Source organism: Oliverpabstia intestinalis (assembly GCF_009696065.1).
GTDB lineage: Bacteria > Bacillota > Clostridia > Lachnospirales > Lachnospiraceae > Oliverpabstia > Oliverpabstia intestinalis.
In genome coordinates this window covers 71903-90075 of the sequence record NZ_VUMS01000009.1, presented here as the reverse complement: position 1 = coordinate 90075, position 18173 = coordinate 71903, and the positions used below count along the sequence as shown (strand labels likewise).

General features: G+C 44.5%; 16 protein-coding genes. All 16 read right to left on the bottom strand.

What is annotated here, in order from left to right:
* Window positions 1-6: 6 nt before the first annotated feature.
* The gene (locus FYJ57_RS06375; RefSeq protein ID WP_154432069.1) at window positions 7-927 is read right to left on the bottom strand and encodes a GerMN domain-containing protein; all 921 of its coding nucleotides are present in this window, start codon (window positions 925-927) and stop codon (window positions 7-9) included.
* Between the two features lie 17 nt (window positions 928-944).
* Window positions 945-2381, bottom strand: a complete 1437-nt coding sequence (locus tag FYJ57_RS06370) for a sensor histidine kinase (RefSeq protein ID WP_154432068.1) — start codon at window positions 2379-2381, stop codon at window positions 945-947.
* 113 nt (window positions 2382-2494) lie between these two features.
* On the bottom strand, window positions 2495-3184 hold the full coding sequence (locus FYJ57_RS06365) for a response regulator transcription factor (RefSeq protein ID WP_106491853.1): 690 nt from the start codon (window positions 3182-3184) through the stop codon (window positions 2495-2497).
* 10 nt (window positions 3185-3194) lie between these two features.
* Window positions 3195-3824 (bottom strand): ComEA family DNA-binding protein, encoded by a 630-nt coding sequence (locus FYJ57_RS06360; RefSeq protein ID WP_205839928.1) that lies wholly within the window; start codon window positions 3822-3824, stop codon window positions 3195-3197.
* A 103-nt stretch (window positions 3825-3927) separates the two neighbouring features.
* Complete coding sequence (locus FYJ57_RS06355) at window positions 3928-4359, bottom strand: DMT family transporter (protein WP_154432064.1); 432 nt, start codon at window positions 4357-4359, stop codon at window positions 3928-3930.
* A gap of 80 nt (window positions 4360-4439) precedes the next feature.
* Window positions 4440-6707 (bottom strand): glycogen/starch/alpha-glucan phosphorylase, encoded by a 2268-nt coding sequence (locus tag FYJ57_RS06350; protein ID WP_022399955.1) that lies wholly within the window; start codon window positions 6705-6707, stop codon window positions 4440-4442.
* Window positions 6708-6739: 32 nt separating this feature from the next.
* Complete coding sequence (locus FYJ57_RS06345; protein WP_022172333.1) at window positions 6740-7768, bottom strand: LacI family DNA-binding transcriptional regulator; 1029 nt, start codon at window positions 7766-7768, stop codon at window positions 6740-6742.
* Window positions 7769-7788: 20 nt separating this feature from the next.
* Complete coding sequence (gene malQ, locus FYJ57_RS06340; RefSeq protein ID WP_022172332.1) at window positions 7789-9264, bottom strand: 4-alpha-glucanotransferase; 1476 nt, start codon at window positions 9262-9264, stop codon at window positions 7789-7791.
* Between the two features lie 167 nt (window positions 9265-9431).
* Window positions 9432-10301: a DegV family protein gene (locus FYJ57_RS06335; protein WP_106491848.1), complete on the bottom strand. Its 870-nt coding sequence runs from the start codon at window positions 10299-10301 to the stop codon at window positions 9432-9434.
* A 68-nt stretch (window positions 10302-10369) separates the two neighbouring features.
* Entirely contained in the window at window positions 10370-11623 is a 1254-nt protein-coding gene (locus FYJ57_RS06330) for a S41 family peptidase (RefSeq protein ID WP_235904455.1), read from the bottom strand.
* A 162-nt stretch (window positions 11624-11785) separates the two neighbouring features.
* Window positions 11786-12703, bottom strand: a complete 918-nt coding sequence (gene ftsX / locus FYJ57_RS06325; RefSeq protein ID WP_154432062.1) for a permease-like cell division protein FtsX — start codon at window positions 12701-12703, stop codon at window positions 11786-11788.
* On the bottom strand, window positions 12693-13376 hold the full coding sequence (ftsE, locus tag FYJ57_RS06320; protein WP_022172328.1) for a cell division ATP-binding protein FtsE: 684 nt from the start codon (window positions 13374-13376) through the stop codon (window positions 12693-12695). The genes ftsX and ftsE overlap by 11 nt, the downstream gene beginning before the upstream one ends.
* 187 nt (window positions 13377-13563) lie before the next feature.
* Window positions 13564-14649: a PucR family transcriptional regulator gene (locus FYJ57_RS06315; protein WP_154432060.1), complete on the bottom strand. Its 1086-nt coding sequence runs from the start codon at window positions 14647-14649 to the stop codon at window positions 13564-13566.
* 153 nt (window positions 14650-14802) lie between these two features.
* Window positions 14803-15678 (bottom strand): YitT family protein, encoded by an 876-nt coding sequence (locus FYJ57_RS06310; protein ID WP_154432059.1) that lies wholly within the window; start codon window positions 15676-15678, stop codon window positions 14803-14805.
* 168 nt (window positions 15679-15846) lie between these two features.
* A complete protein-coding gene (locus FYJ57_RS06305; RefSeq protein WP_118576045.1) occupies window positions 15847-16185 on the bottom strand; it encodes a PqqD family protein in 339 nt (112 codons plus the stop codon).
* On the bottom strand, window positions 16185-18128 hold the full coding sequence (locus tag FYJ57_RS06300) for an OPT family oligopeptide transporter (RefSeq protein ID WP_154432058.1): 1944 nt from the start codon (window positions 18126-18128) through the stop codon (window positions 16185-16187). The genes FYJ57_RS06305 and FYJ57_RS06300 overlap by 1 nt, the downstream gene beginning before the upstream one ends.
* Between the last annotated feature and the right edge of the window lie 45 nt (window positions 18129-18173).

The window sequence follows — 18173 nt, the reverse complement described above, 5'->3', positions numbered from 1 at the left end:
TTCCCGTCAGTCCTCTCCTCCTTTCTCCAATTCATGATTGACCTGGAACAGTTGATTCATATCCACTTTATCTTTAAATAGCAAAGAAGTATCTCCGTTAATGGAAATCTGTACCTGACTTACATTGCCTGCATCAATCAGAGAATTGACAATCGAGTATATCGGAATCTGTGCATCTACCGACAGTGCCTCATCAACAAACTGTTTTCCAAGATTCACATAAGCGATTCCATCTGCCACAGATACACCGACGATTCGTGTATCGGACGGAAGGGTGGCATAATGTCCACTCTCTCCCGGACCACGAAGCAATTGTTCTACGATAACCTTTTCAATCGGCGTGTTACCATTATAATATACCTGACGTGCCTCCGGTATCAGTTGATTGCCTTCTTCATTGGTAAAATAAAGGTTGAGTTCCTTATACTGATATGCCATAATTTCTTTTCCTGTGTTTTCCAGAAAGCTGTCCAGACTCATGGCTCCTATCTCCTGCCCCTGGGAATCAACGATAGGTGTTCCTTCCGCAGTAATCGTAACCAGATAAATATTTGGAATCTGTACATAATCTTTTACAATGGAAGCTCGCAAAAGCACCTCATCTACCGGATTCAAATCATGATATTCCTGATTAAAATCTACCCGAATCATCCCGTCGTCATCCACACAGCTCTGTATCTCAATATTCTCCGGGAGCAGTGTATGCCCTTCTGCATTTTTCTTATTCAATTTTTCTGTCATCTCTTCCAGCATGGTCTGCGTTGTCTCCTCGGACGGTACAAAACTTTCCGCAAGGACTTCTCCCTGTTCTTCATTGACATAATAAATTTTGTATTTACTCTCTGTCTCTTTCTTTCCGCAGCCGGAAAAAGCAACAGTCCCAAGTACCAGTGTCATCACCAATGCTGTTATTTTTCTTTTTTTCATATTCTCACCATCCTCGATCAGTCAATAAACGTCAGCGGGATCCGCACTGAAAATGTAGTTCCTTCACCCACCTGACTCTTCACACGGATTGCCCCGTGATGCATCATGATGGCACTTCTTGTAATCGCCAGTCCAAGACCGGTTCCTTCGATCTCTGCGGAATGCGATTTGTCTACCCGGTAAAATCGTTCAAAGATATGATCAATGGATTCCTCCGGAATTCCAAGGCCGGAATCAGTTACCGTCACATAAAAATACTTATGATCTGCATTCAGTGATACTCTTACCCAGCCTTCATCCTTATTATATTTGATTGCATTTTCCACCAGATTGCTGATGGCAAGTGACAGTTTTGTCTCGTCAATCTCCGCATCCACCTGACGGAAGCCTTCCAGAATCAGCTCAATATTTCGTTTCGCAGCGATCGGATGCAGACGTTTTAGGATCATATCCAGGAGTTCATTGATATTGACCAGTTCAATGTTCATGTTGGAAGCTTTCTTATCCAGTTTTACAAGCGTCAGCAAATCTGTGATGATCTTACTTTCCCGGTCAATCTCCGCTGCGATATCCTGCATAAATTCCTGATACAGTTCCACCGGTACATTTTCCTGCCCAACCAGTGAATCTGCCAGCACTTTCATGGATGTCAACGGTGTTTTCAGCTCATGAGACACATTCGATACAAACTCCTGACGGGAAGTATCCAGGGATTGTACTCTTCCAAGCATCTTGTTAAACGCATCTGTGATCAGCTCTGTTTCCGTATAATCCGGAACTGAAATTTTCTCATCCTGGAATCCATCTGTGATATCCTCAATAGCCTTTGTGATTTTTGCAAACGGCTTTATCAGGATTCCGGCCAGAATATATCCGAAGATCAGCACCAGGACACCGCTGATCACAAGAATCCGCAGTCCTTTCTGCTCAAGAATATCAATACTTGAGACAATTTCTTCCGTTGAAATACTGATCAGCAGAACTCCCTGTGCCCGTTCTCCATCTGCACCGGGAATCGGCATAGTCATCTCAATATAACTGTTTTTCCTGTCATAATAGCTGCTCTCTTTCAATTTCTGAAAGCACTTGACCACTTCCTTGGAAATCATATATTTTCCTTTGTCAAGATCATATGTATCCTTGATTACCTGAAAATCCTGATTCACAATCAGAATACGGCCACTATATACATTAGAGAGCATTGTCAGCTCACTGTTGATTCCCTCTGAGGACGGATCCTGGAGATAATTCTCTTTTGCCAGCTGATTCACCAGGATATCACACTGATTCTTTACATTCAGCTGTCGGTTTGATACCGCCCGATCCTCGTAACTGTTTACGATTCCCTTTTCCACAATGATACTTGGCACAATACCAATAATGATCAGAATCACTAAAATTCGAAATCGCAGACTTTTTACAAACTTAAATCTGACTTTCCAATTGACTTTCATACTGTTCCTCACTGCTGTTTTTTTATACGGACTTTGACTCGTTGCTCGCGTAAACAAAGAATGCAGGTTTACACGCCTGACATACCGGCTGTGTTTGACCTGCATTCTGGATCTTACGCCTGAAAATAATATCCTACACCCCATTTGGTATGTACGTATTTTGGTTCGCTGGGATTGCTTTCGATCTTTTCACGCAATCGACGGATATGTACATCCACCGTCCGCACATCTCCGGGATATTCATATCCCCATACGATATTCAACAGATTTTCACGGCTGTATACTTTATTGGGATTAAATACCAGAAGTTCCAGTACATCGAATTCTTTCGCAGTCAGATTGATCTCTCTGGTACCGATAAAGACTCTGCGGCTTTCACAGTCCAGTCGTAATTCTCCGACCTCTACCACTTTTGCTTTTGTCTCCTGTGTGGCATTCTTACCGGCACGGCGCATAATGGCTTTAATTCTTGCTTTTACTTCCAGAATATTAAAAGGCTTGGTAATATAGTCATCCGCTCCATACTCCAGACCAAGGATCTTATCCATATCCTCGCCCTTTGCTGTCAGCATAATAATCGGAACATCTGAAAATTCACGAATCTGCTGGCATACCTCAAGTCCATTCATCTTCGGAAGCATCAGATCCAGCAGAATCATATCATATTCTTTATTCTTTGCACATTCCAGGGCTTTCTCCCCGTCGTAGGCACAATCTACTTCCATACCGTCCTGCTCCAGACTGAACCGGATTCCTTTTACGATTAATTTTTCATCGTCTACAACCAATACTTTCTTCGCCATTCTTTACTCCTCAATTGATCCTGATCTGATCTTTCAGCTTTTCATATGTTTTTTCTTTGATGCCTTCCACCTGCATCAGCTCCTCCACACTGGAAAAGCTGCCATGTGTCTCACGATATGCAAGAATTGCCTGTGCCCTTGTTTCTCCAACTCCGGTCAGTGTCATCAGCTCTTCCTTTCCTGCCCGGTTGATATCTACCCGATCATCCAAAAGGGGATCTTCTTCCTGCAGCTTCTTTTCCATCTGCCCGGCTTCCTCCTTGGTATAGATCCGGATCTTCTGACCATCTGTTAAAAGATCTGCCTGATTCACTGTCTCTAATGAAGCCTTCTCTGTACAGCCGCCCGCCTGTTCCAACACCTGAAACACACGGCTTCCGGCCTCGATCCGATAGACCCCCGGATTCCTGACTGCACCGCATACATCCACATAGATCCATTCCTGCAGAGGTTTCTCTTCCTGTTCCGGCTTTTCATCTTGCGTCTCTGACTCCACGTTGTATACCGTTTCCGTATCCTGCTGTTCTTCCAGCGAACCGGTTTCCGGTTGGCCTCGTTTCAATATGCTGTCCTGCGTACCACAACCGACAAATATCAGCACCGGCAAAAGCATCCATAGAATTTTCTTTTTCTGTTTCATCTGCACGCTCCTTATCGCTTTCGCTCTAAGGCTCCCTCCATGCATACACAATTTATTTTACCCAATTTTCATCTGAATTACAAGACTGTAAACCCGAAATAATTCACTCCCACTTAAAAAGAACAATTCCTGCAACAACAATTGCCGTACCTGCCAGTTTTTTCCATTCAAAAGGCTGTTTTTCCACACCGAAAAGTCCGAACATCTCGATCAGATAGGAAACCACCAGTTGTGCGATCACAATCAACATCGTTGCCTGTGCCGGTCCCAGTTTTCCCATACTCCTGATCACGGTCACAGTGATAAATGTTCCCAGAATTCCTCCAAGCAGTGTATATTTGTTTTCAACCTGCCACAGTGTTCCAACCGAATCTCTTCCTGTAAAAAACCATGCTGCCACACAGACCAGAAACGCCGTCAGCTGCACCCAACCTGTCGATACCCACAGACCGGACTGTTTTGTCACCTGTGTATTCCACACTCCCTGAATACTCATCAGTGTTCCTGAAAGAATTGCAATCCATATTCCAATCATAAAAAATCCCTCCATACCATAGATCTGTTTTTTACTATAGTATGGACGGATTTCTTACTTTTATGATTACTGGAATCGCATTATTTTAATTTCCAGATGTCCTCATTGTACTGCGCGATCGTTCTGTCAGATGAGAAGAATCCCGCTTTAGCAATGTTGATCAGTGCTTTTTTGTTCCAGGTCTTACGATCTTCATAATCTGCATAGACCTTTTCTTTTGTTGTGATATATTCTTTTGTATCCAGCAGTGTCATAAACCAGTCTTTTCCGATCAGTTCTCTGTGCAGACGGGTCAGACTTTCTTCATCACCGATCGCAAGCAGTTCTTCTCCTGTGATAAAATCTACCAGTTTGTGGATAAGCGCATCCTCTTCATAGATTTCTTTGGAACTGTAAGTACCTGCCTCGTACAGATCGATGACATCCTGTGGTTTTCTGCCGAAAATATAAATATTCTCTTCGCCAACCAGATCCCGGATCTCCACATTTGCTCCATCTTCGGTTCCCAGCGTCAGCGCGCCATTTAACATGAACTTCATATTACCGGTTCCGGATGCTTCTTTGGATGCCAGCGAAATCTGTTCGGAAATATTGGCTGCTGGAATAACCTTTGCTGCTTTGGAAACATTATAGTTTTCAATCATCAGTACGCGGAAATACGGTCTTACCTCCGGATCTTTCTCAATCAGTTCCTGCAGACACAGGATCAGATGAATAATATCTTTTGCAATCACATACGCCGGTGCTGCCTTTGCTCCAAAGATCATTGTGATCGGTGTGGACGGCTTGTTGCCCGCTTTGATGTCCAGATATTTGTAGATTGCATAAAGTGCATTCATCTGCTGACGTTTATACTCATGAAGACGTTTTACCTGTACATCAATGATGGAATGTTCATCAATAGTCAGTCCCTGGGTTTCTTCCATGTATTCTTTGAATTCCAGTTTCTTTTCCATCTTGATTTCTTCCAGCTTGTTCAGCACTGTTTCATCATTTTCAAAAGCCAGCAGTTTTTCCAGTTCTGTGGCATCTTTCTTGAATCCGTTTCCGATCAGAGATTCAATATATCTGGTCAGTATCGGATTACAATGCATCAGCCAGCGACGGAACGTGATTCCGTTTGTTTTGTTGTTAAAACGTTCCGGATAGAGGTCATAGAAATTTTTCAGTTCTGAGTTTTTCAGAATCTCTGTGTGGAGTGCTGCCACGCCATTGACAGAAAATCCGTAATGAATATCCATGTGTGCCATGTGCACTCTGTCCTGCGCATCGATGATGTAAGTGGACTCATCTTTTACTGTTTTTCGCACTCTTTCATCCAGTTCCTTGATGATCGGAACAAGATTCGGAACCACTTCTTCCAGGTATTCCATCGGCCATTTTTCCAGTGCTTCCGCAAGAATGGTATGATTGGTATATGCACAGGTCTTACTTACCACTTCCACTGCCTCATCCATAGTAAATCCTTTTTCTTCGGTCAGCAGACGGATCAGTTCCGGAATCACCATGGAAGGATGGGTATCATTGATCTGGATCACTGCATGATTATTTAATTCATGCAGATCATATCCTGCATCCTCCATCTCTTTTAAAATCAGCTGTGCCCCGCAGCTTACCATAAAGTACTGCTGATAAATGCGGAGTTTGCGTCCGGCGTCATCAGAATCATCCGGATACAGAAAGAGCGTCAGATTTTCCTGTACTTTTTTCTTATTAAAATTGATACTGTTTTCCGGTACGATACTTTCATCAATAGTATCCACATCGAACAGATGCAGGCGGTTACATCCGGAATCATATCCCGGCACATCGATATCGTACAGAACACCGTCCATTGTGAAATCTTTAAATGGTACTTTACAGGTAAAAGACTGTCTGTTTAACCAGCTTTCTTTTGTGATCCACGGATTTTTCAATTCCTGCTGTTTGTGATTGGTGAATTTCTGCTGAAACAGACCAAAATGATAATTCAGTCCGATACCGTCTCCCGGAAGACCAAGCGTAGCAATAGAATCCAGGAAGCAGGCAGCCAGACGTCCCAGTCCGCCATTTCCAAGAGAAGGCTCCATTTCCAGTTCCTCAATCTCACACAGTTCATATCCATGAGATTTCAGGACTTTTTCTGTCTCCTCATACAGACCCAGGTTGATCAGATTGTTAGATAACAATTTACCGATCAGGAATTCTGCAGAGATGTAATACAGTTTCTTCGATCCCTCATTTCTCTTCAGGTTACCGGTCGCTTCTTTCGTGATCTCCATCAGTGCATGAAACAGTTCTTCTTTTGTACATGTATCCAGTGTCTTATGAAATCTTTTTTCCAGTACTTCCTGCAATCTTTTTTCCATAATAATTTTCTCCTCTAAATAATCTCCTCAATTTACTGTTTACATCGGGCAGTTGACTCCCTTTGTATTAACTCCCCTTCATAGATCAGCTGCCGTGGCTTTTCTTTTCCTTTGATCAGATCAAATAAAAGTCCTGCCGTTGCCTTCCCGATCTCTTCCACCGGCTGACGGATCGTTGTAAGACTCGGAATATAAAATCTTCCGGCATCCATACCGTCAAATCCCGCCACAGAACACTCCTCGGGAACAGATATTCCCGCCTCCTTCAATGCCCTGCAGGCCCCGATCGCCAATGTATCTGCCGTCGCATAGACGGCGGTAAATGTTTCTCTTTTCAAAAGCTCCTGCATCAGCCGGTAACCGGACTGATAAGAGTATGTGTCCCTTTTTTCATCCATGTAACACACCAGTTCTTCCCGGTAAGGGATCTGATACTGCTCCAGTGCTGTCCGGTATCCCATCAGACGCAGCTTTCCGATACTGGCATCATTTTTCGGGGCTGTAATAAAAGCAATTTTTTTATGCCCCAGCCCGATCAGATACTCCGTCATCTTATAGCTTTCCTTAAAGTCATCCACCGATACGGAAGCCAGGGATGCACCCGGCATCCCCACCGTACAGATGGTACTGAGTACACAGGGAATCTCCATCTGACTGATCTTTTCCTGACTCTGAGAAAAACTTCCTCCCAGAAACACCAGCCCACGCAGTCTTTTTTCTTTTCCCACACGAATCGCCACGTCCCACTCATCTTCCTGTTCGTCCACATATTGCAGGATACAGCTGTAACCCTTCTTTTCGCACTCCCGTTCCAGAATTCCTACCAGTTCACTGAAAAAGGTATTGCCGATACCTTTGACAAGCACCGCGATAGCCTTTGCATCATTTCGTTTCAGATTTCTGGCACTGTTATTCGGCACATAGTTGGCTTCCTCAATGGCTTTTAATATTTTTTCCTTGGTTTCCGGATTGATATCCGGATGATTATTCATAGCCCTGGACACGGTACTGACGCCAACATGGCATTTTTTTGCGATATCTTTGATTGTCATGCCTGCCACAAGACCACTTCCTCTCTCTTTTACAATCTTCCGAACAGCTTGTTCAGATGACACATCTTTTCAAGCATCTCGTCCGTTACCTGCCCCGGCACCAGACGCCACTTCCAGTTGTTGCCAAGAGTGGACGGAAGATTGATTCTTGCCTCTGTTCCCAGACACAGATAATCCTGCAGCGGAATCACCGCAAGGTCAGCCACGGAACCGAGTGCCAGACGGATGAACTCCCACGGACGTTCATCTTTCGGTGTATCCGCATTGTTCATGTAATCTTCTGCCAGTGCGTTGTCTTCCTCACACATATCGTCCAGCCATCCACGAACCGTATTATTATCGTGAGTTCCGGTGTAAACCACACAGTTATGCGGATAATTATGTGGCAGATAGTTACTTTCCTCTCTTGAATCAAATGCAAACTGTAATACTTTCATTCCCGGATATCCTGTATCTTCCACCAGTTTCATAACACTTTCCGTCAGATATCCCAGGTCTTCTGCAATGATGTTTGCATCGCCCAGTTCTTTTTTCACTGTATGGAACAGATCAATTCCCGGACCCTTTTTCCAGACACCGTTTTCTGCTGTCTTGTCACCGTACGGGATCGCATAATACTCATCAAATCCGCGGAAATGATCCACACGAACCACATCATACAGTGTAAAACAATGTCTCAGACGGCTGATCCACCAGACATATCCTGTCTGTGCGTGGTAATCCCAGCGATACAGCGGATTGCCCCAGAGCTGTCCGGTAGCTGCAAAAGCATCCGGCGGGCATCCTGCCACTGCCAGCGGTGTACTGTTCTCGTCAAACTGGAACAGTTCCGGATTCGCCCATGCATCTGCACTGTCAAATGCAACGTAGATCGGAATATCACCGATGATCTGGATATCTTTTTCATTGGCATACTGTTTCAGTTTCTCCCACTGTTTTGCAAATTCATATTGCTGAAAACAGATAAAATCCATCTGTTCTTTTAATTCCACTCGTTTTTCTTCCAGGGCAGCTTCCTGTCTTGTCTTCAGTGGTGCCTCCCACTCGCTCCAGGCAATTCCGCCCAGGCTGTTTTTGATCGCCATATACAGACTGTAATCTTCCAGCCATTTTTTATTTTTTTCCACAAAGGTTTCATATGCCTGATCCGGTACAAATCTGTGGAACGCTTTCTCCAGAAGTTCAAATCTGCCCATATATATTTTTTCGTAATCCACATATGCCGGATTACTTCCAAAATCCACACTGTCACACTCTTCTTTTGTCAGCAGTCCTTCCTCGATCAGTGTTTCCAGATCAATAAAATACGGATTACCCGCATAGGTGGAAAAGGACTGATACGGGGAATCTCCATATCCGGTCGGTCCCAACGGCAGAATCTGCCAATACTTTTCACCGCCTTTTTCCAGCTGGTCCACAAACTCATAAGCTTCCTTTGAAAAACAGCCGATACCATACGGAGACGGCAGGGATGTTACAGGAAGTAAGATACCACTTGCTCTCATTTTTTATCCTCCTTTAAATTTCCAGTACTTTCGGAAACGTTATCGGTAACGTTTCCATTCCTTGTAATCTGACAGTATCATATTATATGAAAAAAAGCAAGAAAAAAATGTAGATTTATCTCACATTCTTTTCCTGCTTTTTATATTTTGCTTTTGTAACCTTTTTCCTACCGATATTCTCCCATAAAGAACAGCGCTACTGTTCCCGGTCCGGAATGGGTTCCGATCGTAGCCCCGATCGTATTGATCAGAAAACTTTCATATCCGAACTTTTCTCTGACCAGTTTTGCCACATACTGTGCATCCTCCTCACAGTCACCATGACTGATAAAGATAATATCATTTTTATCTTTCCAGCTTCCGATGCGCTCTTCCATCATGGAGACCAGCGTCGCCAGAGATTTCTTTCTTCCCCGTACCTTACTTAATGGAATCAGATGTCCCTCGTCATCCACGTGAAGCAGCGGTTTCAGATTGATCATTGTTCCCACGATAGCTGCGGCTTTTGATACTCTGCCACCTCTGTACAGATGGAACAGATCATCTACGGTAAATACATGGCAGAAGTTCTGTTTGTGTTCTTCCAGCCATGCAGCCACTTCATCCACAGATGCCCCCGCTTCTTTCATCTGTACCGCTTTGTAAACGAACAGGCCTTCTCCAAGAGAAGCACACAGCGAATCGACTACCAGAATCTTTCTGTCCGGATATTCTTCTTTCAGTTCTTCTGCTGCCAGACGTACACTGTTATAACTGCCACTCAGCCCGGAAGAAAATGCCAGATGCAGCACATCATTTCCGGCCTCCAGAAGCGGTCGCAGAACGTCTTTCGCTTCCTCACTGTTGACCTGGGACGTGGTCGGCATGGATCCTGCTCGCATCCGACTGTAAAACTCTTTAAAATCCAGCTCATTTTCTTTATTATAAGTGATTCCATCCAGCTGGTATGTCAGATACATATATTCTACCTGATGTTCTTTATAGTAAGAATAAGGCAGATCTGCTGTATTCTCTGTCGTAATTACATATTTTTCCATACTCTGTCCTCCCCGCACTTTTATGTATTACCGGAAAGCTCCCGAAATACATTTTTTTCATTTTACCATCACTGTTCTGCCTGTGCAACCTTTTCCGAAAGAACCTCTCTTGCTTTTTTCATCTGTGCATCCTTACTCTCCCATTCCTCCTGAGAAAGCTCGTTAAACTGATTCGGATTGGTAAATTCTTCTGCATTCTCCGGCCAGTCACTCTCCACATCCGGAGTGATTCCGGTTCCCTGGATATTCACACCGTTTGGGGTATAATATCTGGAAGTGGTCAGTTTTACTGCACTGCCATCTCCCAGTGAAAAAGTCTGCTGAACAATTCCTTTCCCAAATGTCGTGGTGCCCACCAGCGTTCCCACACCGTGATCTTTCACCGCTCCGGAAAAGATCTCTGCAGCACTGGCACTGTTTTCATTGACCAGAACCACCAGAGGAATATCGATCGGTGTTTTTCCTTTACAGGTATGCTCCGTCCGATGTCCGCTCTTATCTTCGGTATACACGATCATACCTTTCGGAAGAATCTGTTCCAGCGTATCACATACCGCTGTCAGAAGTCCCCCCGGATTTTCCCGCAGATCAACCAGAAGTCCTTTCATTCCCTGTTCATTCAGTTCACTGTAGGCTTTCTTAAACTGTTCCGAAGTGCCATCGGTAAATTCTGTAATCTGAATATATCCAAGGGAATCGTCAAGCATCCGGCTCTTTACTACCGTTACTTCCACCTTTTCCAGAGATACTGTGATATCGGCAGTCGTTCTATCCCGTTCCACAGTCAAAACCACCTGCTTTTTGTTATCTTCCCGGATGATTGTGGAGATCTCTGACAGTTCTTTTTCAGTAATATCCTTTCCATCCACTGCCGTCAGGATATCTCCTTTCTGAATCCCTGCCTGCTCTGCCGGGCCGCCTTCTGCCAGATCCACCACACTGACAACTCCGCTGTCCGGATCCTTGGACATCGTAAGTCCCACACCTGTATACGCCCCCTGTGTGGACTCCTGCAGCAGCTTGTAGGCATCTTCGGAATAGTAGCCGGAATAAGGATCCTGCAAACTGGCTACCAGTCCACTGTACATACCTTCTTCCATCGTATACTGGCTGTCTTCATCACCTTCTTTGTAATCCAGATAATATCTATCCACTAATTTTGCTATTTTGGATGCTTTACCAAGATCACTGAGGCTCAGACCCTGTTCTCCGATCATTGGAACGGATCCAAAGCAGATAAAGTATCCGATACCACCCACAATCACGGTTACTGCCACACCCCCGGCAAATCCTTTGATCCAGGTTTTCATTTTTTCTGTCATCTCTGTTGTCTCCTGTCTGTTACTGTCTTCTCCTGCAATTTCTCAGTTTTTACAGAAACTCATTCATATACAAAGGGGGCTGCCGCTTTCCTGCTGCACCCCCCTTTGTATTATTTCCAATCACCTTCGGTGATGGCATTTTGATTTCTCTTTTGTTATTTATCAGACTCTCAGATGTTTGCGGATCGTGATCACACTTCCGAACAGTCCGATACCCATACCAAGGATCAGCGCCACCGGAGTCAGTACTTCGAATACCTTTGTAACGCTCATAAACTGTACCACACTGCTCAGCATACTGAACTTTGTAAGAACATATTCAATCACTTTCTTGTACATGACAAAAAGTAATACCAGCGGAATGATGGCTCCGATCAGACCGATGATCATACCTTCGATCAGAAATGGTGCTCTTACAAAGAAGTTGGTCGCACCGATAAGTTTCATGATACCTATCTCTTCTTTACGAATGGAAATACCGATCGCTACCGTATTACTGATCAGGAAGACCGCCACACAAAGCAGGATCAGAATGATTGCCACGGATATGTAGGTCAATAAGGTGTTAAAGGAAGACAAGGTCTGTGTCGCGCCCTTTAACTGATTCACTTCCCGGACACCATCAAGCCCCTCGATATATTTTACCAGCGCATCCTGATGCTCGATCTTATCCACATAGACGGAATAACTGGAAGAATTCGCCAGCGGATTATCATTCTTAAATCCTTCTGCCATCTCAGATGCCAGTTCTGTATCCCCAAAATACTGTTTTGACCATTCATCCCACGCCTCTTCAGCGGATACATATTCAACCTTCGTTACGCCTTTATACGCCTTGATCTGCTCCCCGATACTGTTGATCGTCGCCTGATCCACACCATCATCAAAAAGAACGGTAACCGCAACGCCTTCCTCTGCATTCTTTACAATATACCGAAAGTTGATCAACAACGAAAAGAACAGACCAAATAAGAAGATACATGCTGTCATAGTGGCTATGGAAGCCGCGGAGAACATGATATTTCTCCATATATTTTTGATTCCCTGTTTGGCACTGTAGCCGATTGTACTAATCCTCAAGATATCCACCTTCCTCTTCGTCGCTGACAATTACACCTTTTCTCATGGTAATTACACGCTTTCTGAATGAATTGACGATTTCTCTGTTATGGGTTACTACCAGAACTGTAGTTCCTCTCTCGTTGATCTCTTCGAGCAGTTTCATAATCTCCAGTGAATTCTTCGGATCCAGATTACCGGTAGGTTCATCTGCCAGAAGAATATTCGGACGGTTGACCAGTGCACGGGCCAGTGCCACACGCTGCTGTTCACCACCGGATAATTCTCTCGGAAATGATTTGTACTTTTCTGCCAGTCCTACCAGTGTGAGAATCTCCGGCACACGCTTTTTGATCACCCGGTTCGGCCTCTCGATCACGCGCTGTGCAAATGCTACATTCTCATATACATTTCTATCTTTCAACAACCGGAAATCCTGAAATACAACGCCTACCCCACGACGGTATTTCGGAACCTTTCTGCGTTTCATCTTGCCGAGATTCTGATCGTTAACAATGATTGTTCCGGAAGTCGGTTCCAGTTCCTTCAACAGTAATTTGATCAGCGTAGATTTCCCGGAACCGCTGTTTCCTACTATAAATACAAATTCCCCTTTATCAATGTGCAGCGATACGTCGTTTAAAGCCGGTTGGCCCTTGGCGTAAGATTTGCTTACATTTTCCAACGTAATCATATACTCCTCCTGTTTCTATTATGTACTCTCTGAATCTTTCTGTGCCTGATTTTGTGAGATGATTTTTGTCAGTTGTGCCAAAATTTCTGAGGCATACGCAGTGCGTACATTGCGGAAATTCGGGTGCGACCTGCGGAAAATCATCCACAAAAGCAAGTGCAGAAAGACTCAGATAGTACATTATTAATCAATAGTCTAAGGTTTCCATATACTTCATATATCGTACAACCATAAGAGCGATCTTGAAGGTGATTGCATCTTCAAACACTCTCAGATCAAGACCGGTGCTCTTCTGGAGCTTATCCAGCCGATATACCAATGTGTTTCTGTGAATGTACAGCTGACGTGATGTCTCAGATACATTCAGACTGTTCTCAAAGAATTTGTTGATGGTCGTGATGGTTTCCTCGTCGAAATCATCCGGCGATTTATTCTCGAAGATCTCCTTTATAAACATCTTGCACAGCGGAATAGGAAGCTGATAGATCAGCCGGCCGATTCCCAGTGAACTGTAGGCAATAATTTCTTTTTCATCAAAGAAAATCTTTCCGACATCCAGGGCCATCCTTGCTTCTTTGTAAGAACGTGAGACCTCCTTAAGTTCTTTTACAATGGTTCCGTATGCAATATGCACAAGTTCATCCTTCTCGCGTACCGCCTGCAGAATCGATTCTGCGATCTTTTGCATCTCTGCATAACCGTCGCCGGGATTTACTTCCTTCACCACGATAATACTCTTCTCATCCACAACGGTGATAAAATCGCCCTTTTTCCCCTGAAAAATATTTTTTACATTTTCAAGAGCCGTATAATCTTTTCCCTGACCGGTTTCCAGGATAAACACCACACGTTTTGTTTCCACATCAATGTGCAGTTTTTTTGCTCTGTTATAAATATCCACCAGAAGCAGGTTATCCAGTAACAGATTTTTGATAAAATTGTCTTTATCAAAGCGCTCTTTGTAGGCCACCAACAGATTCTGGATCTGAAATACTGCCATCTGACCGATCATATAAGTATCTTCACTACCCCCGCTGACAACCAGTACATATTCCAGCCGATTTTCATCATATACTTTGAAAAACTGGTTTTCCTGTACCACCTGACTGTCCGCAGGAGACGCGGCAAATCCTAAAATATCACTGCTGCTTATTTCCGGATTCTGTGCTGTGAATGCCAGGATTTTCCCCTCTGTATCGGCCATACAGAAATCACTTCTGGTAATATTTTTCAAACCATCCAGTGTGTTTTGCAGTATCTGATTTGAAATCATAATCATACCCTCTTTCAGTACATAGTTTATTTAGAATCTGCTATCCACCCCTGATAAGCAAAGTCTCTTAAATCATATTCTAATATAAAATATACAAAAAATAAAGAGAAAAACATGAAAAAGTAACAATCAGAGCAGATTTTCACATTTTGTTCACACCTTATATTCCTGAAATCCTTCTCCCAGAACCTCCCTGGCATCTGTAACGATCATGAATGCTTTCGGATCCACCTGTGCAACCACTTCTTTCAGCTGCACGATCTGTTTTTTACCTACAACGGAAAAAAGCATCAGCCGTTCTGTGCCGGCATACATACCCTGTGCATGGACGCCGGTCACCCCACGGTCCAGATCTTCGAGAATTCTTCTCGATACCTCTTCCTGATGATCCGTAATAATATATACTGCTTTCGCATAATTCAGTCCTTCCTGAAGACCGTCGGTTACTTTTCCCACGATATAAATTGCCACGATGGCATACATTGCTTTGGTCGGTCCGAAAACAAAAGCTCCGATCACCACTATCATCCCGTCGATCACCTGCATGATTCTCGCAATCGAGATGTGTTTTACATACCGTTGGATCAGAGATGCCACCAGATCCGTTCCCCCGGTGGTTCCACGCCCTAAAAATACCAGACCGATACCGGTTCCCTGGATAACACCACCGATCAATACTGCAAGCACCATATCCCCCTCCACCAGTGGAATCACCGGGATCACGGTCAGCCAAAAAGACAGACTGACCGTACCCCAGATGGTTTTTGCCATAAAACCGAAGCCCATAATTTTGATACCAAGGAAAAACATGGGGATATTCAGCAACAGGTTGGTCACCCCCAGCGGAATACCACCCGGAAGCAGCGGTTCCGTCACCGATTTTACAATAATTGCGATGCCGCTGAACCCTCCGTCTACGATCCCGTTGGTATCAAATGCGGATTTCAATGCGATCGACATAAGTGCCGTACCGATAAAAATCAGCAGATAATCTCTGATCCATGGTTTTTGTTTGATCATACTCTTCATTTCTTCACCACGCCTTTTCTTTACCTCAAAAAAGTATCCTGAAAACCAAAATTGGTCCACTGAACCACATTATGCCCGCTGTCTGAAAGCTCTGTCCTCCCGGTTATTCTACCCGAAATACAGGTTTTCATTATTTTGCATAGTAATGATTCAGTGAACCAATTTCAGTTATTTTTTATAAGTGATATATTTGTTCTCTGCCAGAATGCGAAAAAACGTTGTCAGCCGTTCATAAAGAGGTTCTGCCTCTTTGCCGAAATGTTCTTTCACTTTCTGTCCGATCTCATAGATGTTCTGTTCTCCGTCAATTTCTTTCCAGATAAAACTTCCGAATGCATCCATGTGAATATGGCTTACCTTTGGGCGGTTGAAAGCAATCTGTGCCACTTTGGCGGCAAGGCCACGGTGAGTGACCTCCACCGTGACGATTGCCCCTTCATCCTCCTGCCAGGGAAGCTGTGGATTCTTTACAGGAACAAAATCCAGATAATTTCTTTTATCTCTCATTATTTGCTTTTTGTCTTACTCCATACAGAGAATTTCAGCAGACTCAGGATCATCAGAGCCAGTACGATCAGTCCGACAATGTTTCCTGCTGCACCGGACAGATTGAACAGACCACCGATGATAGCACCGATACTGTTGTCACCCACTTTAATGATAGCAAGAACTGCCATCAGGATACCAACCAGACCTTCGCCGGCGATCATACCGGCACAGTACAACGTACCGTTGCTGATCATTTCTTTCTTCTTCGCTTCTGCTTCTTTCTTCTTATCCAGGAACAGACGAACCACACCACCTACCATAATACCGCAGGACAGGTAGATCGGCAGATACAGACCGATGGCAAACGGCATAACCGGTACACGAAGTACTTCCAGAGCCAGAGCCAGGAATACACCCATGAATACCAGTACCCACGGGAGTTTTGCATCCATGATACCTTCCACGATCATTTTCATCAGAGTAGCCTGTGGTGCAGGGATCTCTGCGGAACCAAAGCCCCATGCTTTGTTTAACAGAGACATAACGCCTGCAATTGCAAAACCGGAAGCAACAACACCGATCAGCTCACCTACCTGCTGTTTTGCAGGAGTCGCACCTACGATAAATCCGGTCTTTAAGTCCTGAGAAGTATCACCTGCGATCGCTGCGATGACACAGATGATAGAACCGATTGCGATAGCACCGGTCATACCTGCCATACCGGTGTTACCGGTAGCTTTCAGTACAAATGTGGAAATCAGCAGAGTTGCGATCGCCATACCTGAAACCGGGTTGTTGGAACTTCCGATCAGACCAACCATTCTGGAAGATACGGTTGCGAAGAAGAAGCCAAAGATTGCGATCAGGAATGCACCCAGAAGGCTTACCGGTACAGACGGTACCAGCCAGATCAGGATGATCACGATCAGAATGATTCCGAGAACAACCGGCATCTTCAGGTCACGGTCAGTACGGACATTTGTTCCACCGGATGTATTTTTCAGACTCTTCATTGCTCCGGCAAATGTTTTTATGATCAGTGGCAGAGATTTCAGAAGGCTGATCACACCACCGGTAGCGATCGCACCGGCACCCACGTATTTGATAACGTTAGACCAGATAGCACTTGCTCCGTTTGCTTCGTAAACTTCTGCGATAGTCTGACCTGCCAGACCGGTGTTGCCCAGTGTGGCAAAATCGACGCTTCCGCCGAAGAAAACAACTGCCGGAATCAAAACCAGCCATGCAATGATACCGCCGGCAAACATATAAGAGGAAATGGATGGTCCACAGATGTAGCCAACACCAATCAGTGCCGGGTAGATCTCCACACCGATCTGTCCTGCATATCCTTTAATATTCGGGGTTGTAATATCGGACGGAACAATTTTCAGGCCGTCTACGATAAATTTGAATGCAGCACCAAGTCCCATACCTGCAAATACAGTAGAAGCGTTAGAACCTCCCTCTTCACCTGCCAGCAGAACCTCTGCACATGCCATTCCTTCCGGATACGGCAGGGTACCGTGTTCTTCTACGATCAGTGCTTTTCTCAGCGGGATCATGAACAGAACACCCAGGATACCACCAAACAGGGCGATCAGGGTAATCTCCAAGTAACCGGGCATAGCAATTTTTCCTTCCTCTGCCCACAGGAATAATGCCGGCATGGTGAAGATTGCACCTGCCGCTAATGACTCACCGGCTGAACCGATAGTCTGGACCATGTTGCTCTCCAGAATGGAGTTCTTTTTCATGATCACACGAATCACACCCAGGGAAATAACTGCTGCCGGAATGGAAGCAGATACAGTCATACCGACTTTTAATCCCAGGTATGCGTTTGCTGCGCCGAATACCACTGCCAGAATAATACCCATCAGGATCGATGTCACGGTAAATTCCGGAAGAACTTTGTCCGCACTGATATAAGGCTTGAAGCTTTCGTTCTTCTTGTCCATTTTTCTTTTCTCCCTTGTCTCATCCTCCGAACGAAGAGGATTCAT